Genomic DNA, 22,798 nt, shown 5'->3' with positions numbered 1-22,798 from the left:
AAAGAATACCATGACGAAGTAGAGCGCATAGTCAAGGCTAAGGAGGAACGCAAAGTCAAGCAGCACTGCAAGAAGTGCGAGTGAGTTTGCTAAATCGGGACTTGATTAAGGAGATTGTATGAAAAAGATAGCGTTGATGATGCTTATTGTTGTATATTCCTATGCTGGGGCAGATACAGTGTTTTTTCTGGAATCTAAATTTAAAAAAAATGCAAAAGAATATTATAAACTATGGGCTGTTGGATATTGTTTGGAGCTTTTTGAAGTAGAAAAAAATACAAAATTTACAAACCCAGGAACACCTATTAATAGTTTTAACTTCATGGATGATTCGAAAATTGGCAATATTGTGTATGTTTTGGGATTTAGGTCGCCTGATGGAGTAGAGCCGCTTAATGAAATAAAGGCGTATATAGATAAGGAAAGCGATTACTTCAAAAAGGATAGGGCAAATCATTGTTTGGCACTTTTGCAAAAGCGAGGCTATCCAAAAGGTTATCATTCGCTCAATGATGAGATAGAGCGCATAGTCAAAAAATACTGCGAGGATTGCAAGTGAGTGCGAGTAAGTGGGGGTGAATGCAAGTGGGCGTCTGTAATGTAAATTTATTTATTATAAAGTGCGTATTTTGGCATGCTTGACAATGATAAATATTTGGCATCTAAAAATAATCAATATATCCCAAAGGAAATGCGATAATGAAAAAGTCATTTAAATGGGGGAAGTTTATGTTGGATTGTTTTATATGTTTGTATATTGCAATTATATCTCCATTTATATATTCTTATCTAATAAAAAGCGACGATTTACGATGGATTTTATTCCCAATAAAGTGGCTTACATATCCAATAGAATGGATTTTATATCCAATAGAGTGTATTTTTAATATTAATCCTCATACTATCAGCGATATAGCAATTTTGATTGTTGGTTTTTTCTCTCTAAGTATTATTGCATTTTCTATAATCAATATTTTCTATAAAATACATAGGGCAAGCTTAATTTTATGTTTTATCTTTATGACAGGCTATGCTGCATTTGGATATTATTTTTTTAGCCATTTATAAGGGACTCTCAATGCAATACTTTGTAACCATTTATATTCACCCAATGAAAAGTCAATATCAATATATCCCAAAGGAAATGCGATAATGAAAAAGTCATTTAAATGGGAAAAGTTTATGTTGGATTGTTTTAAGTTTATACTGGATTGTGCTATATGTTTAGAATTGATGGTAGTGTCTTATATTATATTTTTTATCCCCACTTCTTTTCTTATTGGTTTTTTATTTATCGATTTAATAGGGATAAGCTCTATAGATATTTTAAATGGCTTTGGGGATTATGCTTTACTTTTTACGCTGTGTCCTATATTTTTCTTTAATATTTGGTTTTTCTTAGAAAAGAAACATATAATTAAATATAGAATCCATAGGTTAAGTTTTTGGTTTATGTTTATAGTGGTGATAATCTGTTGGTGGCTTTTAGCTTATGAGCTTGCTAATGGTGGTTTTAAAAACTAGGGGATTCCCAATGCAATACTTTGTAACCATTTATATTCACCCAATGAAAAGTCAATATCAATATATCCCGAAGGAGATACAATGATTAAAAAAGAAATTTTTAATTATAATCTGCTTACTCAAACATCTGATAAAATTCTTTATATTATTACAATGAATACCGCAAGCATCGGGTTTGGCATTGGTATTATTTGGTTATTTTTTTATGATTAAAAATCATATTGTTGTAAATTTATTTCCTTCATCTAGCGGTTTTTTTGAAGTTTATATAAGTATATGTTTAGCCGCTTTATGTATTTTTGTCTGTATTTTATTTTTGGGTGCAAATTTTTTGAGAGCTAGTTTATGCTTGTTTTTGTGGTTCATTTTTATTGCAATTTATGGCTATGCCTATATTTCTCGCTTTTTAGATTTTGGTTTTGGGTGGGGCTGGTTTTTGATATGGTTTGGCTGGGTTTTGATAATACTGCCTAGCATTTTGGTGGTTTTTGAAAAAATCCAATTAAATATTTTTGTCTGGAATGCAATTTTTATTAATTTTATTACATTTGGTGTCAATATATTGACTTATGGGAGCTGGCATAAATAAAATACAAAAACCAAACGCGCCAAAGGACGCACAATGAAAGCAATCGCAAAATATTTTTCACTAAAAGGAGTCATTAGATTCTGCGTAATAGCGTTTGTGGTGCTATTTTTTGCTGGCGGGTGTTCGTTTTCGCTTATGGATTGGCAGTATTATAAGTTTGAGAGTTTGCTCGAATCGACAAGCGGGCTTTATATCATCGATGATAAGCTATACAAAGAAGTGAAAAATAAATATCCCGAGTCATCATCTGATGGAAAAGGCTCGCTAGGCTTGTTGAGTAATGGCTATGAGGCATTTTATAAAAACAAAGATGATTCCGAGCAAGTAAATAGCAGAATCCTATCTAGCAAACAATACAAAAGATATTATATCGATGATAATGGAGTCGAGCATATTATTTCTTTTGAAAAAACATTTGGTTATGTGAAGTGTGGTTTGTGGATAAATTTTGAGGAGGTGAGATTTTATTATGCAAAATGGTCGGGTTTTATTGCGACAGAAAATGTATTTTACAAGGATTTAAGCGATGAGCAAAAAGCAAAACAGATGAGGGCTGGAGCTATGGATGGGTTTTTGCTTATCATGCCTAAAATCATGGCTGCACTCAAAACCGAAATCAAAGAGCAAAGCAAATGGCTGCTAATGAAATACAAAGAAGCCTATGAAAGATGGCAAGAAAACACAAAAGGATAGATCAATGATTGATAGCATTTTATTTGGGTTAGGTTTTGGGCTATTTTTTATTTTTGAGCCAATATATGGGTTTGTATTGACATATACACTAATTTTTTATATTTACAATCGCTTTATTTATAAAAATGCCATTTATTCAGATGGTTTTTTAGCATATTACTTTTTGGGGTATGCTATTGTCTTTATATTATTTGAATGCTTTATTGCATTGCATGTGCCTTTTGATTTTCCTTATCGCAAAGAAGATATTGGTATTGACTATCCTGTGGAAGCAGAATACGCGGAATACAACATGATTGTTGCATTTTTTATACCCACATATTTAATAGGAAGCATTATCGCATTTTGTATAGTAGAACTTATCGATATGCGTAAAATAGGTAAAACTCCAAGACCTTTGCATAAAGGCAAAGTCATAATATTTGGCGTATTAGCACTAAGTGGATTGCCATTCTCTCTCCTTGTTAGTTACATTGTTAATCCCATAATACATCCTATAATGCGTAAAATACTAAAGTTTTGCGGAATGCTTTATTCTTATCTATGATGATGTAAAAGGTAAAACTTCTAAGCAAAATTTAGAAGAAGCAGAATTTAGAAATTAATATAATAGTTTTTAGGTTATAATATCAGGTTTAATTAATCCTATGCTATCGCAAAATGGTGATAAAATAGCGGGCAAAATAGATTCTAGATAGCGAAAAATAGATTCTAGTCTAGCGGTAAAATAGCGCGCAAAATAGCCCCAAATAGATTCTGGCGCGCCAAAGCGCATATTTTCTAGCCAAACCAAAAGGAGCAAAAATGCATAAAATCGCAGTGATAAAAGGCGATGGGATAGGCGCAGAAGTCATCGATGAAGCGCTAAAAGTGCTTGGCGAAGTGATGAAGCGCTTTGCGCTTAAACTTGAGTTTAGCGAGTATCTTATGGGTGGCTGTGCGTTTGATGCGTGCGGCGATCCGCTGCCACAAGAGAGCATAAAAGGCTGCCTAGAATCCAAAGCGGTGCTTTTTGGCGCTATCGGCGGGGCAAAATGGGAGAATCTACCCAAAGAAAAGCGCCCAGAAAGCGGGCTTTTGCGCCTAAGAAAAGAGCTTGGCGTGTTTGCCAATCTGCGCCCAGCCCTTGTTTTTGATGAGCTTTTGGATGCTAGCACGCTAAAAAAAGAGGTGATAAAAGGCGTGGATCTAGTCATCGTGCGCGAGCTTATAGGCGGAATCTACTTTGGCAAGCCGCGCGAATACACCAAAGAAAAGGCGTATAACACGATGATTTACACGCGCGAGGAGATAGAGCGCATCGCGCATGTGGCGTTTGGGCTGGCGATGAAGCGCGGTAAGCGCGTATGCTCGGTGGATAAGGCAAATGTGCTAGAAGTGAGCGAACTTTGGCGCGAGGTGGTGAGCGAGGTGGCGAAGCTCTATCCGCAAGTATCGCTAAGTCATCAATATGTCGATAACGCGAGCATGCAGATAGTGCGCGATCCGCGCCAGTTTGATGTGCTGCTGACTAGCAATCTTTTTGGCGATATTTTGAGCGATGAAGCGAGCCAAATCACTGGCTCGATAGGACTTCTGCCAAGCGCTAGCGTGGGCGAGAAGCACGCGCTGTATGAGCCTATACATGGCTCTGCGCCAGATATCGCAGGGCAGGGCATCGCCAATCCGATCGCGGCGATTTTGAGCATGGCGATGATGCTAGAATCTAGCCTAGATAATATCGAAGCGGCAAATGCTGTGCGAGGCGCGATAGAGCGCGTGCTAAAAGCTGGCAATCGCACCAAAGATATCGCAAACTTTGGCTGCGTGCGGCTATGCAGCACGCAAGAGATGGGCTCGCTTATCGCGCAAGAGGTGGCTAGGGGGTAGGCTTGCGCTTTTGGCTTGGCGCGCTAGATCTAGCCCCGCCAGCGCGCAAATAAAATATAAAAATAAGCGCGCATCAGAATCCAAAATAAGCGTTTGGCAGAATCTAAAATAATTTAGCAGAATCCAAAATCCGCCAAAAAAACAAGGAAAAAAATGTCGATAAACACAAGCACGCTTGCAAGCATATACGAGATACAAGGGCACAAAGAAGAGGCGATAATGATTTATGAAGAGATATTGCGCAAAGAGCCCAAAAACAAAGAGGCGCGCGCGGCACTCGTGCGACTAAAGACGCAAAAGCATAATTTCAGCGGGCTAAACCGCGATAAACTCGAGCTTTTTGTATATGCCAAGACAAAGCAAGACTATCAAAAGCTAGAGCAATGGCTCATGAGCTGGAAGTAAAATCGCGGGAGTAAAACTGCGGAAGCAAAACTGCGAGAGTAAAATCGGAAGTAAAACTGGGAGTAAAAAATGGAGCTAAAAGATCTCATACTGCAAACCCTCGATGAAGTAACCACGGATGCAAATATGGATTCTAGCGTGGAATCTGATGCAGAATCTAGCGCGGAATCTGCGGATTCTGGTGCGGGGGGCGGGGCGGAATCTGTAAAATTCGGCGTGGATTCTAGCGCGGTGGCAAAAGGTGCGCCAAATGCTACAAATGCCGAGAATCCAAGCGCGCTAAATGCGGGCAATGCCAATCAATTAGCCAGCGCAAGCCAAAATGCCAGCATTAGCCAAAGCACGCAAAACGCCCAAAATAACGCTGTCGCCAAAGCTCAAAATCTAGCAGAATCTAAAGAGCCAAACATCAAAGAACAAGGCGCCCAAGAGCTAAGCACCAAAGAATCAAGTACCAAGCCCGCCAGATCGCGCCTGCCAAAAACAAGCATAGAATCAAGCCCCACCAAAAATGGCAAAATCATCCCGCCAAACACCGCAGGCTATCAGCTAGATAGCAAACACATCGAGTTTTTGGAAAATCTTAGAGAAAAATTGCTTGTGCTTTTTGAAGGGCTAAAAATGCCAGAGCTTCAAGACCAGCAGGCGAAGCTTGATCTCGTTGTCAATTTTTTGCAATACGAATTGTGCCTGCTGGATGAATTTTTGCATAAAAGCTAGGTTCATTTACCAAAAAGAGATATAATTCCCGCGCCTTTTTAGGCAGTGGCGGCTAGTTACCCCCTCCATACTAGCCGCTGCTTTGAGTCACTGCTCCCCCTCCAGCAGTGGCTTGTCTCCTTTCCTTTTATGTAAATCCAGATTTTCATGTTTGCTCTAGGCATTTTGACATTAGAGCAGGCTCCTTGTTTCGTTTTTTGTTTTCCTGTTTTTATTTCCCCCATTTTGGGGGTTTTATTTTATTTTGAGTTCTTATTTGGCTAGTCTAGGTGGATTTGGATTCTAGGCGTTGCTATTTGGGCGCGTTTAGCCGCTATACTAAGCATTTTTCCCGGCATTTTCACCCGCGCATCATTGCCAAACCTTACTTGTTTAATGCGTTATTCAACCTATTTTCGATAGCATTTCGCAATTTTTGGCGATTTCACACACGATTTCCACACAAGGAGATAGATATGCTAGAAGTGTTGATGATAGAAGATGATGTCGAGCTGGCGGAGATTTTGAGCGAATATCTCGCCAAACACGACATAAATGTGACAAGCTATGATGAGCCATACACCGGCATGAGCGCGATAAATGCGAAGCATTTTGACCTGCTTTTGCTAGATCTCACGCTACCAAATCTTGATGGGCTAGAAGTCTGCAAGCGCGTGGCTAGGCAAAAAAACATCCCTATCATCATCTCTTCTGCGCGCAGCGATGTCGATGACAAGGTAAAAGCGCTTGAAAATGGCGCGGATGACTACCTGCCAAAGCCCTACGATCCCAAAGAACTGCTAGCGAGAATCCAATCGCTCCTGCGCCGATACAACCAAAAAACGCCCAAAGAAGAGCAAAAAGATCCAAACCCCATTTTCCGCATCGACAAAAGCAGCCGCGAGATATATTATCATGACAAAAAGCTCAATCTTACGCGCGCGGAGTATGAGATTTTGACGCTGCTTATCAGCAAGAAGGGCAATGTATTTTCGCGCGAGGCGATCGCTATCGAGTCAGAATCCATAAACCCAGAAAGCTCAAATAAAAGTATCGATGTCATCATCGGGCGACTGCGCGCCAAAATCGAGGATGATCCCAAAAAGCCAAAGCATATCATATCGGTGCGCGGCGTGGGGTATAAGCTGGAGTTTTAGGCGCTTGTGTTTTGCGCGATTCTGCTTTGGTGTGCTTTGTGCTGAAGCGCTTTTAGATTCTGCTAGGTGCGCGAAAGGCAGAATCTAAGAGACAAAAATAAATAACAAAACAACGCTATAATAAAATATAAAAATCACAAAAGGCGCTAGAATCTAAAAACACAAAGCGCAAAAGCTTAAGGCACAAACTAGAATCTAGCATAGATAAAAGTAGATTCTGCCACAAGTAGCGTAAAAACCAAAAGGCAAAAATCCAAAGGCGTAAAGCCCCCCCAAGTAAAATTTAAGGGCAAAATTTTAAAGGCAAAAACCAAAAGCGCAGAATCCAAAAGCGCAAAAAACCAAAACCAAAAATCCAAAACACAAAAGGGGCAAAAAATTAAAGCCAAAAAGCTTTGCTAAATCTTGCAAAACTCGCAAGTTAAAAATAAAAATGGAGCTAGCAACAAAATTTGGCAAAACTTGCAGGCTAAAATCAAGATAGAGTTTGGCAAAATCCGCAGGCTCGAAAATAAATAGAGTTTGGCAAAGTTTGCCAAAACTTGCCAACCAAAAATAAAAATGGAGAATTGATTGAAACACTCTATATTTTTTAAAATCACTATTTTATTTCTTTTTGCTATGGGAAGCTTTTTTGCATTCTCGTTTTATTTTCTCAAATTCCAAGGCGAGCGCTATGCCAACGACAACGAAAAGCAAAAATACGACAAAATAAGCTTCGTTTTCAACCACATCATATCCCAGCAGCTAGATCTAGAAACCATACAAAACTACTTAAAAGAAATGGGATTTATCCAAATAAATGACAACCGCCTAAAAAGCATGATACTAGAATCTAGCAACATCCCGCGCAACGCACCGGGCATATTTTTTCGCTCTATTGAGCTAAACAAAGATATTTTTATTTTATTAGTCAGCCAAGATGAGGTATTTTTGTATAAAGATTCTATGAAAAGCTTTTATGTCAATTATTACATCGTCATTTTGATGGGCTCGGCGATTTTGATTTTGCTTTTTGTGATGGTGATGCGCTCGCTTCTGCCGATGATTTATTTGCGTCGCCAGATTCGCAAGTTTGCCAAAGGCGATTCGCAAGTGGATTGCAGAATCCCGCAAAAAGACGAGATAGGCGAGCTTGCCAATGAGTTTTACAAAGCCACAAATCGCATAGACGCGCTAAACAAGTCGCGCACGCTGTTTTTGCGCTCTATCATGCATGAGCTAAAAACGCCCATCACCAAAGGCAGAATCACCGCTGAAATGGTGGAAAACAAAACCCAAAGAGAGCGGCTCATCTCGGTATTTTACCGCCTAAACAGCCTCATAGATGAGTTTGCCAAAATCGAACAACTCTCCTCCAAAAGCTACAATCTCCACAAAAGCGAGTTTTTGCTCCAAGACCTCATCATCTATGTCGAAAAAATGCTCCTCATCGACAAGCTCGAAAAAAGCCCAATCACCTGCACCACGCCAAACGACCTTATAAAAGCGGATTTTGAGCTTTTCGCCATGTCGGTAAAAAATCTCATCGACAACGCCATAAAATACAGCAAAGATGGCAAAGTCTCTGTAGAATCCGATGGGCACAATCTCATCATCTCAAACCTCGGCGAAGCGCTAAAAATGGATATCGAAGAATACTACAAACCCTATTTCAAAGACTCGATAAAACCCAATTCTCAAGGCTTTGGCTTAGGAATGTATATCATCAAAAACACGCTAGATGCGCAAAACTTCGGGCTCTCATACGCGCATATCGCGGGTGTGAATCACTTCACCATAGAAAACTGCATCATCGAACGCTCCTGCCCGCTCCCGCCATATGAAAAGCCCGTGCGAGATGATAGACTTTTGCAAGAAAGCGAGCATCCTCACCCAGCGCGCCAAAATCAAAATAAAGAAACGCCAGAATCCAAGCAAAAATCCACGCGAGAATCCAAGTCAGAATCTACAAAAATCCACACTCTAAAATCCGCGCCAGAATCTAAAAAATTAGCGCCAAACCAAGCGCCAAAAATCGCGCCACAACCAGCACCAGAATCTAAAAAAGACACTACAAATAAAACAGCAAAATCAAAACCAAAATCTAGCCAGCAAAAATCCAAATCCGCACAACCAAAATCCGAGCAACCAAAATCCACGCGAGCCAAATCCGCATCACAACACACATCACAGCAAAGGAGATAGCCCATGCCACCAAGCACCAGCCACCCAAACCACTTGACGCCAGCGCAAATGACAAAACTAGATTCTGCCAGCACAAGCGCACATACCACCATAAGCGCGTATGCTAGCACGCGCAAAAATCCAGCTATCATGCAGAATCTAGATTCTGCCACATGCGCGCCAAACGCCACGCAAAGCGCGCCAGCCACACAAAACAGCACCCCAAACAGCACCCAAACCACCACCGCCCCAAACGCATGGCGCGAAAAATGCGCAGTAGTTGGGATTTACAACTCCACAAATGCTTCTGTAAATGCCTATTATGCGCTTTTTGCGATGCAGCATAGAGGACAAGAAGCCAGCGGAATCGCCGCAAGTGATAGAAAAAAAATCACCCTTTACAAAAAAAACGGACTCGTCACAGAAGTTTTCTCCCCGCAGATTCTAAGCGAGCTTAGCGGATTCTCCGCTATCGGACACAATCGCTACTCCACCGCCGGCGAGGATAGCATCAATGAATGCCAGCCGATTTTCGCGCGCTACTCGCTAGGCGAGATCGCCATCGCGCACAATGGCAACCTCACAAACGCCGATGCGATACGCGAGCGACTCACCAATGAAGGCTCGATTTTCCAAAGCCACCTAGACACCGAGATTTTGATTCACCTCATCGCCAAATCCTCACACCAAAATCTACATGAGCGCATCGTAGAATCCATCCGCCAAATCGATGGCGCATTTGCGCTCACCATCCTTTCGCGCAACAAAATGTTTGCCATCCGCGACCCTTATGGCTTGCGTCCATTAAGCCTTGGTAAAATAGAAAACGAAGATGGCACGCAGGGCTACATCGTGGCGAGCGAGACGAGCGCGTTTGATCTCATCGGCGCGGAGTTTGTGCGCGACATCGAGGCGGGCGAAATGCTTGTGTTTGAAAAAAGCTCTGCCAACCCCACCTACAAATCCTACAAATACGCCACCAAGCACATAAAACCCTGCGTGTTTGAGTATGTGTATTTCGCGCGCCCTGATAGCAAGGTATTTGGCGCGAATGTCTATGAAGTCCGCAAAAATCTAGGCATACAGCTTGCCAAAGAGCATAAGCTAAAAGCGGATATGGTGATCCCTGTGCCAGATTCTGGCGTGGCGGCAGCGCTTGGGTATTCTAAACAAAGCGGCATCGATTTTGAGCTAGGCATCATCCGCAATCACTATGTGGGGCGCACTTTTATCGAGCCTACACAGCAGGCGCGCGAGCTAAAAGTGCGGCTGAAGCTAAACCCCATCTCTAGCCTTATTGAGGGCAAGGACATCATCGTGATTGATGATTCTGTGGTGCGCGGGACGACTAGCAAGCAGATAATAAAAATCCTGCGCCAAGCAAAAGCGCGCAATATCTACCTGCTAATCTCTTCGCCCCCCACCATCTCGCCCTGCTACTATGGCGTGGATACGCCCGAGAAAAAGCAGCTCATCTGCGCTAACCACACGCTAGAAGAGGTGCGAAACTTCATTGGCGCGGATTATTTGGGGTTTTTGTCGCTGGAGGGCTTGCAAAAAAGTGTCGGCAAAAGCGAGTATTGCCAAGCGTGCTTTGATGGCGTGTATGTAGATGGCGTGCATGGCGGCGAGCAAAAGGGCTAGAATCTTGGGGTTTGGGATTTTGAAAATCCCGGAATCTAAAGCTAGCTAGAATCTTGAAATTTAGAATCTAAGTGACTAGATTCTGGGGCTGGCAAAACTTAAGCGGGCAGAATCCAAAAATGGATTCATAGATTCTAAACCGGAATCCAAAAAATCAAAAACGCTTAAACCCAGATTCTAGCGACAAAAATAAAACCAAACCTAAGAATCCAAAAATCATAAGAAAGGCATTTGTGCGAGAGATTTTGAGCCTTGGGCGGTATTTTCAAGCGCGTTTTGGCGCGCGCGTGCGTAAAATCCCCATATCCCTGCAAGGCTTCACATGTCCCAACATCGATGGCACGCTGGCAAAAGGCGGGTGCATCTACTGCAAAAATGAAAGCTTCAGCCCAAGCCTCATAAAAATCCAAAATCTACCCGCCACCATCACGATGCGTAAAAATCTCGCGCAAAACCCACTACTGCAAGCCCAGCTCTCCCAGCTAGAAGAGCAGTTTCTTTGGCATGCGGAGTTTAATGAGCGAAAATTTGGCGTGCAAAAATTTATGGTGTATTTCCAGTCTTACACCAACACCTACGCGCCCATCTCCACGCTACAAGCACTCTATGACAAAGCGCTTAGCTTTGAAGGCGTGGTGGGGATGAGTATCGGCACGCGCATAGATTGCGTGGATGAGGCGGTTTTGGACTTGCTTGGCGGCTATGTCAAAAAAGGCTATGAAATATGGCTAGAGTATGGCATCCAAAGCGTGTATGAAAAAACGCTCACGCTTATAAATCGCGCGCATAGCGTTCCTATCAGTAGCGCAAAAGCGCTGTTTGCAGCGACTAGGGCGCGCGGCATCAAGGTGTGCGCGCATCTCATCTATGGGCTGCCGGGTGAGAGTGAGGAGATGATGCTGCATTCGCTAGAATCCACGCTTGGCTTTGGCGTGGATGGGCTGAAGCTGCACCCGCTGTATGTGATGCGAGACACACAGCTTGCGAGGATGTATGAGGCGGGGCGCTATGAGCCTATCGATCTAGAATCCTATGTCGAGCTCATCGTCAAATCGCTACGGGCAATACCAGAATCTATCGTGCTGCATCGCATAAGCTCGGGCGCGCATTCTGGCGATTTACTGGCGCCCAAATGGTGCTTTGACAAAAACATACAAATGCGCCTACTGCGCGAGCGACTGCTGGAAGAGGGGATGGTGTATTAGTGGATTCTGGCGCGGATTTTGCGCGGTGGATTCTGGAGTGGATTCTGCGCTAGAATCTAGATTTAGCTATTTAGATTCTAGGCTTTTAGATTCTGGCGCGCGCCAAACAAAGTTTAAACCAAAAAGGAATAGCATGCCAAAAATCGCTCTTATCGTGCTTGGCGGCACGATACTAAGTGCCAGCGCGCCACATCGCACGCAGGGCTACACCATAGGTGCGCTTGGTATTAGAGACATTTTGCGCGAAGTTTTTAAAGGCGCGCGCGAGGAAATATCAAAAGAAGAAACACCAAAAGAGGAAATGCCAAAAAGCGCAAACGCCACGCACACCCGCGCCAAAGATATATGTGATGCTGGCGATGATTTTGCCATGCTAAAAGCCTCATTTGAGCGCAAACTCGGCGCAGAGATAGAGATACAAGAGCTTGCAAATATCGATAGCGCCGATATGGATGATGCCTTTTTGTGGCAGCTAGCGCAGGCGGTAGAATCCACGCTCGCGCGCGATGACATGCTAGGCGCGCTCATCATCCAAGGAAGCGACACGCTGGAGGAGAGCGCGTATTTTTTGCATCTCATCGCCACATCGCAAAAGCCCATCGTTTTTAGCGCGGCGATGCGGCATGCGCGTGCTTTTGGCAGTGATGGCGCGAGGAATCTCTACAACGCGCTGCATCTCACCGCCTCGCCACAAGCGCGCGATAAAGGCGTGCTGGTGGTGATGGATGATGTGATAATGAGTGCGCGCGATTTGCGAAAAAGGCACATGAGCGCGCCGCATGCGTTTGCCGGGCAGAATCTAGGAAGCATCATCGATGGGCGCGTGTATTTTAGGCGCGTAAATACTATGCCACACACGCACCGCACGCCTTTTTCGCTAGAGTCATGCGCTAGTCTGGCAAGCGGCGCGGCGGGCGCAAGTGGCGTGCGTGTAGGCGTGGTGTATGCCACGCAAGATGATAGCGCGTATATGCAGGCGTGCGCGCTGGTGGATGGCGGCAAAGTAGATTTTCATGTGGTGGATTCTTGCGCAGGGGATTTTGGCAAAGTGGATTCTCGCAAAGTAGATTCTCATGTGGCAGATTCTAGCGGAGTGGATTCTAATGCGGTAGATTCTAGCGCAAAAGGGCTTATCATCGTGGGCTTTGGCGCGGGAAATATCCCTAGCCACACCGCCAAAGCCCTGTATGCGCTAAGCGCGCGAAGTGGCGTCATCATCGTGCGCTGCTCTCGGGTGGATGAAGGGATGATACTTTTGCAGCCGCTGGATTTTGCTAGCACCGATGCGCGCGCTAGTGCCAATACTCATGCTAGCACTTGTGCTTGCGCTAGCGATGCCACCACCAAAACAGCAGAATCCACATCATCACGCCAACCAAACAAACAAAAATCCAGCACAAACACCGGCGCAGATTCTGCTTTGGCGACAGACAAAAACACCCGCGCGGATTTTGCTTTAGATTCTGCCAATCGCGCGGATTTGGATTCTAGCTTAGATTTAGAATCTATTTTGGATAGCGTTTTGGATTCTGGTTTGGGGTGCGGATTGGATTCTGCGCTAGATTCTAGTTTGGGATGTAGCGCGGATTCTATATCAGATTTTGCATCGGATTCTAGGCTAGATTTTGGCTTGGATTTTATCCCTTCATTTGATCTAGGCGTGGCGAAATCGAGAATCTTACTAACACTCATCCTAGCGCTACACGCGCGCCAAAATCCTGCCAAAGCGCCAAGCAAACGCGAGATTTTGAGATTTTTCGCCACATATTAGCGCAAACTTCGCATGATGCGCATCGCACAAAATAGCGCAAGCGTGCCACAAGTGCGACAAGCGCATTTTGCCAATCGCGAAACGCAAAATCCCAGCGCCACAAAATCGCAAATTTTTGCTATAATCACGCGAAAATTTGTCGCAGGCTGGCATCATAGCTAGAATCTAGCGCCAAGTCGCGATGAAAACCAAGATGCCAAAGCCAAGATTTTCAAGCCAAGATTTTAGGGTTGCGATTTTGTGCTTTTGGATTTTGCGATTTGGAGTTGGGATTTTGAGTTTGCAGAATCTATTTTTAATGCAAGATAGCAAAAAATGCAAGATAGCAAAATGTGGGATAGCAAAAATGCAGAATAGTAAAATGTGGAGCAGCAAAATGCCTAGAAAATGCCTATCAGATGCCTTTCACACAGCGCTAGCTGCACGCTTTTGCAGGCTGAAATCGCTGGATTCTGCGGCTTTGGCTGTGGCTTTTTGCGATGACTTCCGCGCGCGCAAATCTGGGGGGGGGGGGGTAACCTCTAATCTTTTTGGCGCTTTTGGGCTGCACTGCTTTGTGGCGCGTCTCGCCCTTGCCAAAATCTGCAATATACGCAATCGCGCAAAACTTTGCGACATCCAAAGCTTGCAAAGCGCTAGCAAAAGCCAATCAAACGCGATAAAAAATCTGCGAAATATCATCAAAAATAATCCGCCAAGCATCATTAAAGACTCGCCAAATGCCTGCCAAAATTTGCAAAGTCTTGCCAAGACTTTGCAAAATGCTATCGAGAATCTGCAATATTTTTGGCGCACAAACGCTTGGCGCGCAAATTCTTGCGACATAAATTTTTGCCGCACAAACTCTATAAAATCCCCCTTCACAAAATCCCACTTCACAAAAACTTGCGCTATAAAATCCTGCGCTATAAAACCCCGCCAAAATATTTGCTGCTTTTTCTCAAGCACTTTTTGCCCGCAATGGGCGGACAAGGGCGGGGGATGATACAGGCGGGAGCAAATGATAAAACTAGCAGGCGATAAAATCAAGCAAAGGCAGAAAAATAAAGTAATGGAAGCAAGATGAAGCGAAGAAAGCAAAAAGCAAGAGCGGCAAAAGTAGCTGGAGTATAAAAGCGCAAAAGTGGTAAATGTGGTTGGAGCTAAACGCCAGAGCAATAAGTGTGATGGGAGCTAAAAACCAAAGCGGAAATATGCTGGGATGCAAAAACGCCAAAGTAGCAAAAGTGACTGAAGCGCAAAACGCCAAGATAAAGTAAATTTTTACCTCGCTTTTTAACCCAAAAAGCGAGATTGAAATTTACTTGAAAAAGGAGAAAAAATGGGTTTTTTGAATGGCATTGGTAAAATAGGAAAGAGAGTTTGGTCTTTTTTTAAGCCTAGGCGGCTAAAGGCGGTTATTATTGGCATGCCAGCATCTGGAAAAAGCAGTTTGATAAAATTTCTAAATGACAAAAAACTGAAAAATCTAGAAACAGAAGCCTCAATGTCGCAGGGAGAATATTCTTTTTCATTAGGCGCAAAATATAAGGGCAGCGATATTCAAGGAATGGATAAAGAAAAGGCGACTAAGAATGATATAGCAAGAGAAGAGCAAGGGCTTAGAGTAAAAGATGATTTGCTCATATATGTGTTTGATGCCAGCAAATATGAATTGTATAAAGAAGAGCTATATAAGGATTTTGGAGTGTGGTCAAGAAGACGAAAAGATTTTGCAAAAATACCAAATAGAGAACTAGACCACTATATAGAATGCGAGTTGAGAAATCTCACACTCGAAGAAATATACAAGCGCAAGGCAAAAGGCGATGAGATGTTTCAAGATTATGAGCTAGTCTATACTATCAAAGTGCTTGGGACACATAAAGACAAGATAAAGTCAGATAATGCTGCCAAAATAGAAAAAGAAATAGAGAGTGTCTTTGGACTTCCTTGTCGTATTTTCAGCCTAACATATACAGACAAAAAAGCTAGGCTGGATACGCACAAAGCTATCGTAGAATTTTTAAATAGCGGCATTCGAGACTAATCACAAGGAGTAAAATATGGTAATAGCAACAGTTCAGGGCAAAAAACTGCCAGAAGGCATTCATACGACGGTATTAAATGGGAGGCTTGTCGAAGGAGAAGAAAAAGAAAAATGCCAAAGCCAAATCTCTGATATTACGCGCAGGGCTCATTTTAAGTTTTCTCAAGATGAAATCATCAAAAAAGTCCCAAAAACAGATTGGTTTATCTGCCTCATTTATCATCTAGATAGAGATGATGCTGGTAGATTGAGAGAGGCTGTAGTGATATGGGATAAGGACGATATGAGAAGCGATGATTTGTATAATACCCTTTATGCTATGGGTTTGTCTCTTGGAAGATGGCAAAAACTTTATGATAGCTATCTTAGGCGCGCTGCCTTTATACAGATAGCAGTATTTGCAGCTATAGGAGTCATCGCTGGAGCACTGATAGGCAGGCTATTTGATGAAGAAATATTTATGGCTATTAGTATAGGTAGTATTTGTGCTACTGGAAGTGCTATATCCAGCATATATAAATGCGATGTCTTAGGGCATCTTAATATTTTTTTGCGTAGCAAAGCGGTAGATGCTAAAAATTTCTTGCGTAGCAAATTTGCAGATTCTAGCAAAAAGTCTATGTAGCCACTAAACACAAAAGGAGAAACAATGATAGAAAATAGCGGCAAAAAAATCATAATGCTAGTTGATGAAATCACAAAACACGATATAGATACTTGGCAACCGAGTATTTATGATGGTTTCAAAGAGAGTAATCTGGTAGTTTTCAAAGATATAGAGGGCTGTAACTGGAAAGTGAAATGCTCTCATACAAAACAATGGATTCCATTTAGCAAGCCTGATGAAAAAGATGGCTCGATAGCCTTTTATGTTTCATCGCCATTATACAAAAACAGATTCTATGCTTTGCATGAATTTGATGGGCTCTTCATTGAAGATATGACAAGGGTGCTTTATGATATTGCCAAAAAGATGGGCTGCAAAGAATATTGGTTTGATGGTTACCGATATGTTATGAAAGACAACAAGCGAAATGCTAGCACAAAAACAGAAGGCGGGGCGGGATATAACAGCGGTGTATCAATCAATGTGTCAGAAACAAGAATTGAAGACTGGCAAAACAAGCACATAGACAAAGAGGAAAGACACTCAAAAGCTGTGGGTTCTGCGGCTAAAGTGTCTAAAGAAGAGCTTGCGGAGTATATAGAAAGTGAAGGGATAAATATTGAGATATTCCCGGGGATTATTCCAGTGGCAATTAAAGGATTTTTGTCATCTGGCGAGTGCGATGATGTGGTTGTAGTCTTAAGAATGGAAAACTTTACCATGAACAAGGAATATACTAGCTTTTCTAATCACATAGAGGCGCATCCATATATTCCTATTTTCGAAAAAATGGTTGGCGGAAAATACAATAGCCAATCCGCGGAAGAATCTATGCAATACTCAAGAAAAGAAATTGTCATAAAGCTTGTGTTTAACTAGAATCTTTAGCGCACTTTTCGGATTCTAGCATTACCCGCCTTGTGTCGCGCTGGCAAGGCGGCTAGAATCTGATATATCAAATCCAGCGCCAAACGATCATTTCTCGACTTAAAGGAGTTTAAAATGTTTTATTTTCTTAGCATAGTGTTTGTTTCTATATTGGTAGTAGCTTTGGCGATAATCGCAACCAGCGTAGTAATAACTATTGGTGCGTTTTTGGCTGCTGTGGTTGGCGTTTTTGTGACGATTTATGCTATCGCTGTGCCAGAGCAGGTGGGCATCGTGTTTAGCGTCATCGCGTGGATTTGGGGTATCAGCTCGCTTATTTTGTTTATAGTGGCTATTGTCAAGCACGCGCACAGAGATGATATCATTATGATACTATCTGTGGGATATTTTATCGTGGGGATTTTGGGATTTGTCGCGCTGTATTTTATGAAGCATGGATTCACGCTCACCCAAACAGCAGCGCAAGCGGTATAGCCTCGCGCAAATGCTTTGGCTTGTAGGCTTGGACTAGGCTGCTTGGGTTGTTTAGGCTAGATTCTGGCTTTTTTATACCCGCGCGGATGCTAGCTTAGATTCTAGCTTTTTTACGCCCGCGCGGATTCTACTTCGGATTCTATGCGCGCAAATGCAGAATCTGCTTTAAATTCCAGACTAGATTTTGGCTTGGATTTTATCCCCTCATTTGATCTAGGCGTGGCGAAATCCAAAAACCTACTAACACACTCATCCTAGCGTTAAACGCGTGCCAAAATCCAGCCAAAGCACCAACCAAACGCGAGATTTTAAGATTTTTCGCCACATATTAGCGCGAGCAATCATCATCCAAAGGCACAAAATCTGATATAATCCAAACCGCATAAAACATAAGGAAGAGCGCCATGAAAACCACAAAAATAAAAAATTTTCTAAAAACTTATTACAAACCACTAATCGTATGCTTTTTATTGCTATTTTTGCTACTTTTGCCTATAAAAATAGGTGAAAAAGATGCAAATAAAAATATTTTTATTATCGGCGATATGGAGCGCGTGAGTGCGAGGTATTATGATGATAGCATCGCCAAAATCGCAGCCACTTGGGCGATTGTCAAGCTTGCTAGCAAAACAGCATCGATAATCCAGCGCGGCGAGATAAGCTTCGCGCCTTTTGGGATAGGCATAAGTCTCGCTCCGGGCGAGCTTTTGAGCGTGATTAGTGATAATCTTGAGCGCATAGCAAATGTGCTTTTCGCATTGCTTTTGATGCTATTATTGCAGCAGCTTGGACTTGGATTTTTAAGCTTTGTGTGTTTGAAAGTATTGTTTCCTATTTGTTTGCTGCTCTATCTTGCGAGCTTTTTTGGTTTAAAATCAGCATTTGGTTTGTCTATGCGATTACTGCGCTTTACGCTTATTTTATGGCTATTTTTCCCTTTTAGCGCGCTCGTGAGTGATTTTTTGCAGCAGGGCTATATCGAGCAAAAAAGAAATAAAAATATAGAATTGCTCCAATCAAGTCAAAAAGATTTGCAAAATATGCAAAATCTTATCGAGCCAAACAGCACAAACGCGCCTCAAACCAAACCGCAGACAAGCCAAGAAAAACTAGGCTTTATCGATTCTTTGATGCGCGATGCAAAAGAGCTCACCAACAGCGCGACGAGCCACTTTGAGCGCACCAAAGATGAGGCGCTCGCGAAGGTTAATAACATCGTTGATTCTATCGATAATATCGTGGATAGGCTGCTTGAGCTGACAGCGATATTTTTGCTTACTAGCATCGTGCTGCCGCTTGGGGTGTTTTGGCTGCTGACATGGGCTATACGACCGCCGACGCGAGGCTAAAATGCTAAAATGCAAAGATTATAAAATTTTGCGCGCTTGTGCAAAGCGCTATCGCAAGCTTATTCTATTAGTCCAAGATCTCTTAGCCAGTTTCGCACATGCGATTTGCTTTCGCCAAAGTTAAATCTCCGCCCCGTTTTAAACACCGCATTTGGCGCGCTTTTTTTGCATATCTTTTGGTGCGCCGCTCAGATCGCTGCCCCCGCTCGTGCAAAATGGCACGATGATTTTCCCGCCAAAATCTTGGGATTCTAGAAACGAATTGATAATGTGTGGCGCGCTATACCACCATATCGGGAAGCCGATGAGGATGGCGTCATAGCCGCTTACATCGATGTTTTTGGCGATTTTTGGACGCGATGCCTTGTCTTTAGATTCTAGTGTGGTGCGGCTTGTCTCATTCGTCCAGTCGAGATCTGCTTTGCTATAAGGCGTCTGCGGGGCGATCTCGAAAATATCGGCATTTGCTACGCCAGCGATTGTTTGCGCGACTTCTTTGGTGATGCCACTTGCGCTAAAAAACGCGACTAAAATTTTCATTTGCACTCCTTGTTTTTTGGTTGCTTGAGGGTTTTTGGTGGCTTATTTTTTGGATTCTAGTGCGTGGATTCCAAGGCTAGCGCGATTGTAAAGCGAGGGATTTAAGCAGATTTTGACGATGAGATCTGCAACACTTGCGCGCGAGACATATTGTTGAGGATTAATAAAATCCTGCTCTTTTTGCGTGAGTCCATAGTCGATAATATCCGTGTTGCTGAGCCAGCCGGGGCGGATGATGGTGTAATCGATGCTGGAACGCTCGATTAGCGCCACGCTTTTTTTATGCTCGCCAAGCCACGGGCTAACTTTTGCTAGCTCATAGGCATTCACCTCGCCATAAACGCCAAGCGAGCTAATCCAAATAAGCCGCTTCACGCCCGCTTGCTCCATAGCCCAGATGATATTGCTAGCCATTTCGCCAAGCTTGCCTTCGAGGTTTGCATACACGATATCCACGCCCTGCATCGCTTGTAGCAGGTCGTCTTTTTTGAGCGCGTCGCCCTCGATGATTTCGACTCGATCGCTTGCTAGATTCTGGTTTTTCTCTGGATTCTGCGCGCTTTTTAGATTCTGATTATTTGCTAGATTCTGGCTATTTTTTAGATTCTCTAGCCTGCTGCCATTTCTTGCAAAAAGCCTTAAATCAAGCGCGCTTTCAGCTAGCAGGCGCTTTTCGACGATTTTGGCTATGCGTCCATTTGCGCCGATGATGAGGACTTTTGGCGCGCTTTTTGTGGGCGCTTCAAACGCATCAAGCATGTGAAATGCGCTCAAAAACATCACTCCCATCGCCACGCCACCGACAAATTTCCTGCGTGAGATTTTCATGGGTTCTCCTTTTGATCTTTTCTAATCTTTGCAAAATTTAGAAATTTTTCGCATAGTTTAGATACTCTTGCAAAGGTAGATTCTGCGCGTTGGCGCTAAAAATGACAAAGGGTTTCGCCACTTTTGCTTCCACGCCTTCAAAGCTCACATTTAGCGGAAACATCATGCGCTCTATCCCGCTTTCACTCGCGCTATCAAGCTCGCTAAAATCGCTCACCGAGCCGCCCGCAGTAAGCACAAAGCCCACCTTTTTATCCCGCAAAAGCGCGCTTCTCTCCTCATAAATAGGCGTCAAAACCTCATCCTGCCACTCCTTGAAAATGCTAGGCGTGCTATACCAAAAGATGGGGAATTGCACGAGGATTTTCTCCGCGCTTTTTAGGCGTGCATGCTCGGCTTTTGTGTCGATTTTGCCCTGCGGATAGGCAAGGTTTAGGTTATGAATTTCAAAGCCCTGCTCCTTGCCAAGCGCCTCTAAAAGCGCCTTATTAACCTTAGAATCCTTAAAATAGCTGTGTGAAAATAGCACTAGTGTTTTCATTTTGTCTCCTTGAATTTGGATTTTGGAAATTTAGATTCTGCGAATTTGGATTCTGGAATCTATTTGAGATTTTTCGCATTGAGATTCTGGATAAAAAACGCGCCGATTTTCTCAAATGGGATCAAATTTACATCGTGATACAAATCCACATGCCCGGCGTTTTTGACATAAAAAAGCTCTTTTGGCTCGCTGGCTTTTTTATATGCATCCTCGCTAAACTCCTTAGAATGCGCCTTGTCGCCGGTGATAAAAAGCAGTGGGCGCGGTGAAATGAGCTCTAAATCATTGAAAGGATAGAAGTTCATAAACTTCGTATTTGAGCTTAGCGTGGGCTTTGTCGTGCTTTGCTTAGTAGCACCTTTTGGGGTAAATTCCCCAAGTGGCGTGCGATAATAGGCATAAAATTCGCGCTGGATTGCATCTGTCTCATCATTTAGCTCTAGTGTCGTGCCGCCTGTAAGCTCTCTTTTTGCACCTTCAAACTCCGCCCAGCGCGCATTTGCAGCCTGTGCGATGATTGCTTTTCGCGTTTGCAAATCTACCGCCTTATTTAGCCCATCGCGATTTGCCGCGCCCATATCATACATGCTAACCGTCACAATCGCCCTAATGCGCGGGTCAATCTTTGCCGCAGAAATGACAAAGCTCCCGCTTCCGCAGATTCCAATCGCGCCGATTTTCTCCCTATCCACAAATTCGCGCGTGCCTAGAAAATCCACAGCCGCAGAGAAATCCTCCGCATACACATCGGGCAGCACGCTATTGCGCGGTGTGCCTTCACTCTCACCCCAAAAGCTCAAATCAATCGCAAGCGCGACAAAGCCAAGCTCCGCCATTTTGGACGCATAGAGGCTCGCTGCCTGCTCTTTGACCGCTCCCATCGGGTGTCCGACCACGATAGCAGGGAGCTTCTGCCCCTTTTTCATATTGCTAGGGGTGAAAAGATTGCCTGCGACCTTCATATCATACTGATTTTGAAACTCACTTTTTGCAATTTTGCAGCCGCGCTTTTGGGAAATAGCCGCCCTTCGCCGGTATCTGCGGCGGCGTTTTTGGAATCTCTAGAATCTCTAGAATTTTTAGAATCTCTGGAATCCCCAGAATCTCTGGCGCCCTTAGAATCTTTGGCGTCTTTAGAATTTTTAGATTCTGCCTTTGTGGTGTCTGTAGCATTTGTAGTGCTCGCGGCACTTGCGCTATTTGTGCTTGCTACGATGAAGCATAGTGCGACCATCGCGCTTTTTAGTCCAAAAAATTTGTCTTGCAACATTTTGTCTCCTTAGATTTTGTCGTTTTTAGTGAATCTGATTTTTCACTTTCGAGATTATAAAGGAGATAGTAGCTATCTGTCAAGAGGCAAATTGGCAAAAAATTCAAATTTTGTTATAATGTTTTCATTGAAGTTTGGACGCGTGGAAGTTTGGACGCGTGCAGTTGTTTTAACAATTCTGCAATAATCACAAGGAGCTAAAATGCAAAATCCAATAAAAAAGATTAAACATGCAATTAGGGTGCGAATTAATAAGATATTTCAAAATGAGCTTTATTGTTCTGGAATATATGGCACCCATATGGATGCTATTTATCATCATGAAAGAATCCTTGGCAAAAAGCAAGAAAACGCTATAGACAAAAATAATCATTTTATAATTCTTGACTACAGAAGCCATAATATTTATGGCGGGAGAAATCTTGGTGATTATGTGCAAAGTATTGCGGTAAAAAGAGCTATTGAGCGTAATTTTACGCAAAGTAGTTTTGGTTTTTTTGATAGGGATTCGCTAAGTTTTTACAAAACTTCTAAAATGGGGGGGGGGGGG

The 22,798-nt window shown here is 43.0% G+C and carries 27 protein-coding genes and 1 pseudogene; 22 read left to right on the top strand and 6 right to left on the bottom strand.

All coding sequences use genetic code 11. From position 1 onward, the window contains the following. Positions 1 to 118: 118 nt before the first annotated feature. The 20 genes from BKN38_RS08220 to BKN38_RS08120 all read left to right on the top strand — a co-directional run bounded on the left by BKN38_RS08220 (position 119) and on the right by BKN38_RS08120 (position 17,720). Positions 119 to 559, top strand: a complete 441-nt coding sequence (locus BKN38_RS08220) for a hypothetical protein (RefSeq protein WP_066453340.1) — start codon at positions 119 to 121, stop codon at positions 557 to 559. Between the two features lie 140 nt (positions 560 to 699). Continuing rightward, complete coding sequence (locus tag BKN38_RS08215) at positions 700 to 1,068, top strand: hypothetical protein (RefSeq protein ID WP_066453343.1); 369 nt, start codon at positions 700 to 702, stop codon at positions 1,066 to 1,068. 84 nt (positions 1,069 to 1,152) lie between these two features. Then, positions 1,153 to 1,524, top strand: coding sequence for a hypothetical protein (locus BKN38_RS08210; protein WP_066453346.1), 372 nt, complete (start codon positions 1,153 to 1,155; stop codon positions 1,522 to 1,524). Between the two features lie 175 nt (positions 1,525 to 1,699). Beyond that, complete coding sequence (locus BKN38_RS10720; RefSeq protein WP_143000259.1) at positions 1,700 to 2,113, top strand: hypothetical protein; 414 nt, start codon at positions 1,700 to 1,702, stop codon at positions 2,111 to 2,113. 33 nt (positions 2,114 to 2,146) lie between these two features. Beyond that, the gene (locus tag BKN38_RS08205) at positions 2,147 to 2,806 is read left to right on the top strand and encodes a hypothetical protein (RefSeq protein WP_066457394.1); all 660 of its coding nucleotides are present in this window, start codon (positions 2,147 to 2,149) and stop codon (positions 2,804 to 2,806) included. Then, complete coding sequence (locus BKN38_RS08200) at positions 2,775 to 3,353, top strand: hypothetical protein (protein ID WP_143000258.1); 579 nt, start codon at positions 2,775 to 2,777, stop codon at positions 3,351 to 3,353. Before BKN38_RS08205 ends, BKN38_RS08200 begins: the two co-directional genes overlap by 32 nt. 257 nt (positions 3,354 to 3,610) lie before the next feature. Then, a complete protein-coding gene (leuB, locus tag BKN38_RS08190) occupies positions 3,611 to 4,675 on the top strand; it encodes a 3-isopropylmalate dehydrogenase (protein ID WP_066457382.1) in 1,065 nt (354 codons plus the stop codon). Between the two features lie 153 nt (positions 4,676 to 4,828). Then, entirely contained in the window at positions 4,829 to 5,080 is a 252-nt protein-coding gene (locus tag BKN38_RS08185) for a tetratricopeptide repeat protein (RefSeq protein WP_066457380.1), read from the top strand. A gap of 69 nt (positions 5,081 to 5,149) precedes the next feature. Next, entirely contained in the window at positions 5,150 to 5,800 is a 651-nt protein-coding gene (locus BKN38_RS08180; protein WP_066457378.1) for a hypothetical protein, read from the top strand. Positions 5,801 to 6,255: 455 nt separating this feature from the next. After that, positions 6,256 to 6,936 carry a response regulator transcription factor gene (locus BKN38_RS08175; RefSeq protein WP_066457376.1) on the top strand — a complete coding sequence of 227 codons (681 nt, stop codon included), beginning with the start codon at positions 6,256 to 6,258 and terminating at the stop codon, positions 6,934 to 6,936. Positions 6,937 to 7,509: 573 nt separating this feature from the next. After that, positions 7,510 to 9,123 (top strand): ArsS family sensor histidine kinase, encoded by a 1,614-nt coding sequence (locus BKN38_RS08165; RefSeq protein WP_066457373.1) that lies wholly within the window; start codon positions 7,510 to 7,512, stop codon positions 9,121 to 9,123. 3 nt (positions 9,124 to 9,126) lie between these two features. After that, positions 9,127 to 10,746, top strand: a complete 1,620-nt coding sequence (gene purF, locus BKN38_RS08160) for an amidophosphoribosyltransferase (protein WP_233713066.1) — start codon at positions 9,127 to 9,129, stop codon at positions 10,744 to 10,746. Between the two features lie 233 nt (positions 10,747 to 10,979). Then, positions 10,980 to 11,951, top strand: a complete 972-nt coding sequence (locus tag BKN38_RS08155) for a TIGR01212 family radical SAM protein (protein WP_066457371.1) — start codon at positions 10,980 to 10,982, stop codon at positions 11,949 to 11,951. Continuing rightward, entirely contained in the window at positions 11,887 to 13,722 is a 1,836-nt protein-coding gene (locus tag BKN38_RS08150) for an asparaginase domain-containing protein (RefSeq protein WP_143000257.1), read from the top strand. The genes BKN38_RS08155 and BKN38_RS08150 overlap by 65 nt, the downstream gene beginning before the upstream one ends. Positions 13,723 to 14,068: 346 nt before the next feature. After that, positions 14,069 to 14,707, top strand: a complete 639-nt coding sequence (locus BKN38_RS08140; RefSeq protein WP_143000256.1) for a hypothetical protein — start codon at positions 14,069 to 14,071, stop codon at positions 14,705 to 14,707. Between the two features lie 145 nt (positions 14,708 to 14,852). Next, positions 14,853 to 14,981 carry a hypothetical protein gene (locus tag BKN38_RS12035; RefSeq protein ID WP_256325577.1) on the top strand — a complete coding sequence of 43 codons (129 nt, stop codon included), beginning with the start codon at positions 14,853 to 14,855 and terminating at the stop codon, positions 14,979 to 14,981. 62 nt (positions 14,982 to 15,043) lie between these two features. Then, positions 15,044 to 15,751, top strand: a complete 708-nt coding sequence (locus BKN38_RS08135) for a GTPase domain-containing protein (RefSeq protein WP_066457361.1) — start codon at positions 15,044 to 15,046, stop codon at positions 15,749 to 15,751. A 16-nt stretch (positions 15,752 to 15,767) separates the two neighbouring features. Continuing rightward, positions 15,768 to 16,376, top strand: coding sequence for a hypothetical protein (locus BKN38_RS08130; protein WP_066457355.1), 609 nt, complete (start codon positions 15,768 to 15,770; stop codon positions 16,374 to 16,376). 24 nt (positions 16,377 to 16,400) lie between these two features. Next, the gene (locus tag BKN38_RS08125; RefSeq protein WP_066457354.1) at positions 16,401 to 17,237 is read left to right on the top strand and encodes a hypothetical protein; all 837 of its coding nucleotides are present in this window, start codon (positions 16,401 to 16,403) and stop codon (positions 17,235 to 17,237) included. Positions 17,238 to 17,360: 123 nt separating this feature from the next. Next, positions 17,361 to 17,720 carry a hypothetical protein gene (locus BKN38_RS08120; protein WP_070957782.1) on the top strand — a complete coding sequence of 120 codons (360 nt, stop codon included), beginning with the start codon at positions 17,361 to 17,363 and terminating at the stop codon, positions 17,718 to 17,720. 110 nt (positions 17,721 to 17,830) lie between these two features. Here BKN38_RS08120 and BKN38_RS12030 read toward each other — a convergent pair whose 3' ends face one another. After that, complete coding sequence (locus BKN38_RS12030) at positions 17,831 to 17,953, bottom strand: hypothetical protein (protein ID WP_256325575.1); 123 nt, start codon at positions 17,951 to 17,953, stop codon at positions 17,831 to 17,833. Between the two features lie 171 nt (positions 17,954 to 18,124). Here BKN38_RS12030 and BKN38_RS08115 point away from each other — a divergent pair, with 171 nt between their 5' ends. Next, positions 18,125 to 19,069 carry a hypothetical protein gene (locus tag BKN38_RS08115; RefSeq protein ID WP_066457157.1) on the top strand — a complete coding sequence of 315 codons (945 nt, stop codon included), beginning with the start codon at positions 18,125 to 18,127 and terminating at the stop codon, positions 19,067 to 19,069. 138 nt (positions 19,070 to 19,207) lie between these two features. On the opposite strand, the gene BKN38_RS08110 is transcribed toward BKN38_RS08115, so the two are convergent. From BKN38_RS08110 to BKN38_RS11195, 5 genes are read right to left on the bottom strand one after another with little or no spacing between them, the layout of a single operon-like run. Beyond that, complete coding sequence (locus BKN38_RS08110) at positions 19,208 to 19,609, bottom strand: flavodoxin (RefSeq protein WP_233712995.1); 402 nt, start codon at positions 19,607 to 19,609, stop codon at positions 19,208 to 19,210. A 42-nt stretch (positions 19,610 to 19,651) separates the two neighbouring features. Beyond that, positions 19,652 to 20,437 carry an NAD(P)H-binding protein gene (locus tag BKN38_RS08105; RefSeq protein WP_082942619.1) on the bottom strand — a complete coding sequence of 262 codons (786 nt, stop codon included), beginning with the start codon at positions 20,435 to 20,437 and terminating at the stop codon, positions 19,652 to 19,654. A 37-nt stretch (positions 20,438 to 20,474) separates the two neighbouring features. After that, the gene (locus BKN38_RS08100) at positions 20,475 to 20,978 is read right to left on the bottom strand and encodes an NAD(P)H-dependent oxidoreductase (RefSeq protein ID WP_070957781.1); all 504 of its coding nucleotides are present in this window, start codon (positions 20,976 to 20,978) and stop codon (positions 20,475 to 20,477) included. Between the two features lie 59 nt (positions 20,979 to 21,037). Then, positions 21,038 to 21,940 carry an alpha/beta hydrolase gene (locus BKN38_RS08095; RefSeq protein WP_066457152.1) on the bottom strand — a complete coding sequence of 301 codons (903 nt, stop codon included), beginning with the start codon at positions 21,938 to 21,940 and terminating at the stop codon, positions 21,038 to 21,040. Beyond that, complete coding sequence (locus BKN38_RS11195; RefSeq protein ID WP_066457149.1) at positions 21,937 to 22,248, bottom strand: hypothetical protein; 312 nt, start codon at positions 22,246 to 22,248, stop codon at positions 21,937 to 21,939. Before BKN38_RS11195 ends, BKN38_RS08095 begins: the two co-directional genes overlap by 4 nt. 202 nt (positions 22,249 to 22,450) lie before the next feature. On the opposite strand from BKN38_RS11195, the pseudogene BKN38_RS08085 reads away from it, so the two are divergent. Beyond that, positions 22,451 to 22,798 (top strand): annotated as a pseudogene (locus BKN38_RS08085) (hypothetical protein); the annotation flags it as partial.

Origin of the sequence: Helicobacter sp. CLO-3 (assembly GCF_001854545.1) — a bacterium.
Classification (GTDB): domain Bacteria; phylum Campylobacterota; class Campylobacteria; order Campylobacterales; family Helicobacteraceae; genus Helicobacter_B.
Note: the sequence above shows the minus strand (reverse complement) of the source record. Positions and strands in the feature narration are given on the sequence as shown.

Excerpts from the sequence above, each read along its gene's own strand:
- BKN38_RS08175 (WP_066457376.1), top strand. The coding sequence starts at position 6,256 with ATGCTAGAAGTGTTGATGATAGAAGATGATGTCGAGCTGGCGGAGATT.
- BKN38_RS08185 (WP_066457380.1), top strand. The coding sequence starts at position 4,829 with ATGTCGATAAACACAAGCACGCTTGCAAGCATATACGAGATACAAGGG.
- leuB (WP_066457382.1), top strand. The coding sequence starts at position 3,611 with ATGCATAAAATCGCAGTGATAAAAGGCGATGGGATAGGCGCAGAAGTC.
- BKN38_RS08120 (WP_070957782.1), top strand. The coding sequence starts at position 17,361 with ATGTTTTATTTTCTTAGCATAGTGTTTGTTTCTATATTGGTAGTAGCT.
- BKN38_RS08135 (WP_066457361.1), top strand. The coding sequence starts at position 15,044 with ATGGGTTTTTTGAATGGCATTGGTAAAATAGGAAAGAGAGTTTGGTCT.
- purF (WP_233713066.1), top strand. The coding sequence starts at position 9,127 with ATGCCACCAAGCACCAGCCACCCAAACCACTTGACGCCAGCGCAAATG.
- BKN38_RS08100 (WP_070957781.1), bottom strand. The coding sequence starts at position 20,978 with ATGAAAACACTAGTGCTATTTTCACACAGCTATTTTAAGGATTCTAAG.
- BKN38_RS08210 (WP_066453346.1), top strand. The coding sequence starts at position 1,153 with ATGAAAAAGTCATTTAAATGGGAAAAGTTTATGTTGGATTGTTTTAAG.
- BKN38_RS08110 (WP_233712995.1), bottom strand. The coding sequence starts at position 19,609 with ATGAAAATTTTAGTCGCGTTTTTTAGCGCAAGTGGCATCACCAAAGAA.
- BKN38_RS08215 (WP_066453343.1), top strand. The coding sequence starts at position 700 with ATGAAAAAGTCATTTAAATGGGGGAAGTTTATGTTGGATTGTTTTATA.
- BKN38_RS12035 (WP_256325577.1), top strand. The coding sequence starts at position 14,853 with ATGTGGTTGGAGCTAAACGCCAGAGCAATAAGTGTGATGGGAGCTAAA.
- BKN38_RS08200 (WP_143000258.1), top strand. The coding sequence starts at position 2,775 with ATGAAAGATGGCAAGAAAACACAAAAGGATAGATCAATGATTGATAGC.
- BKN38_RS08130 (WP_066457355.1), top strand. The coding sequence starts at position 15,768 with ATGGTAATAGCAACAGTTCAGGGCAAAAAACTGCCAGAAGGCATTCAT.
- BKN38_RS08095 (WP_066457152.1), bottom strand. The coding sequence starts at position 21,940 with ATGAAGGTCGCAGGCAATCTTTTCACCCCTAGCAATATGAAAAAGGGG.
- BKN38_RS08115 (WP_066457157.1), top strand. The coding sequence starts at position 18,125 with ATGAAAACCACAAAAATAAAAAATTTTCTAAAAACTTATTACAAACCA.
- BKN38_RS08220 (WP_066453340.1), top strand. The coding sequence starts at position 119 with ATGAAAAAGATAGCGTTGATGATGCTTATTGTTGTATATTCCTATGCT.
- BKN38_RS08125 (WP_066457354.1), top strand. The coding sequence starts at position 16,401 with ATGATAGAAAATAGCGGCAAAAAAATCATAATGCTAGTTGATGAAATC.
- BKN38_RS08205 (WP_066457394.1), top strand. The coding sequence starts at position 2,147 with ATGAAAGCAATCGCAAAATATTTTTCACTAAAAGGAGTCATTAGATTC.
- BKN38_RS08180 (WP_066457378.1), top strand. The coding sequence starts at position 5,150 with ATGGAGCTAAAAGATCTCATACTGCAAACCCTCGATGAAGTAACCACG.
- BKN38_RS08105 (WP_082942619.1), bottom strand. The coding sequence starts at position 20,437 with ATGAAAATCTCACGCAGGAAATTTGTCGGTGGCGTGGCGATGGGAGTG.
- BKN38_RS08140 (WP_143000256.1), top strand. The coding sequence starts at position 14,069 with ATGCAGAATAGTAAAATGTGGAGCAGCAAAATGCCTAGAAAATGCCTA.
- BKN38_RS11195 (WP_066457149.1), bottom strand. The coding sequence starts at position 22,248 with ATGTTGCAAGACAAATTTTTTGGACTAAAAAGCGCGATGGTCGCACTA.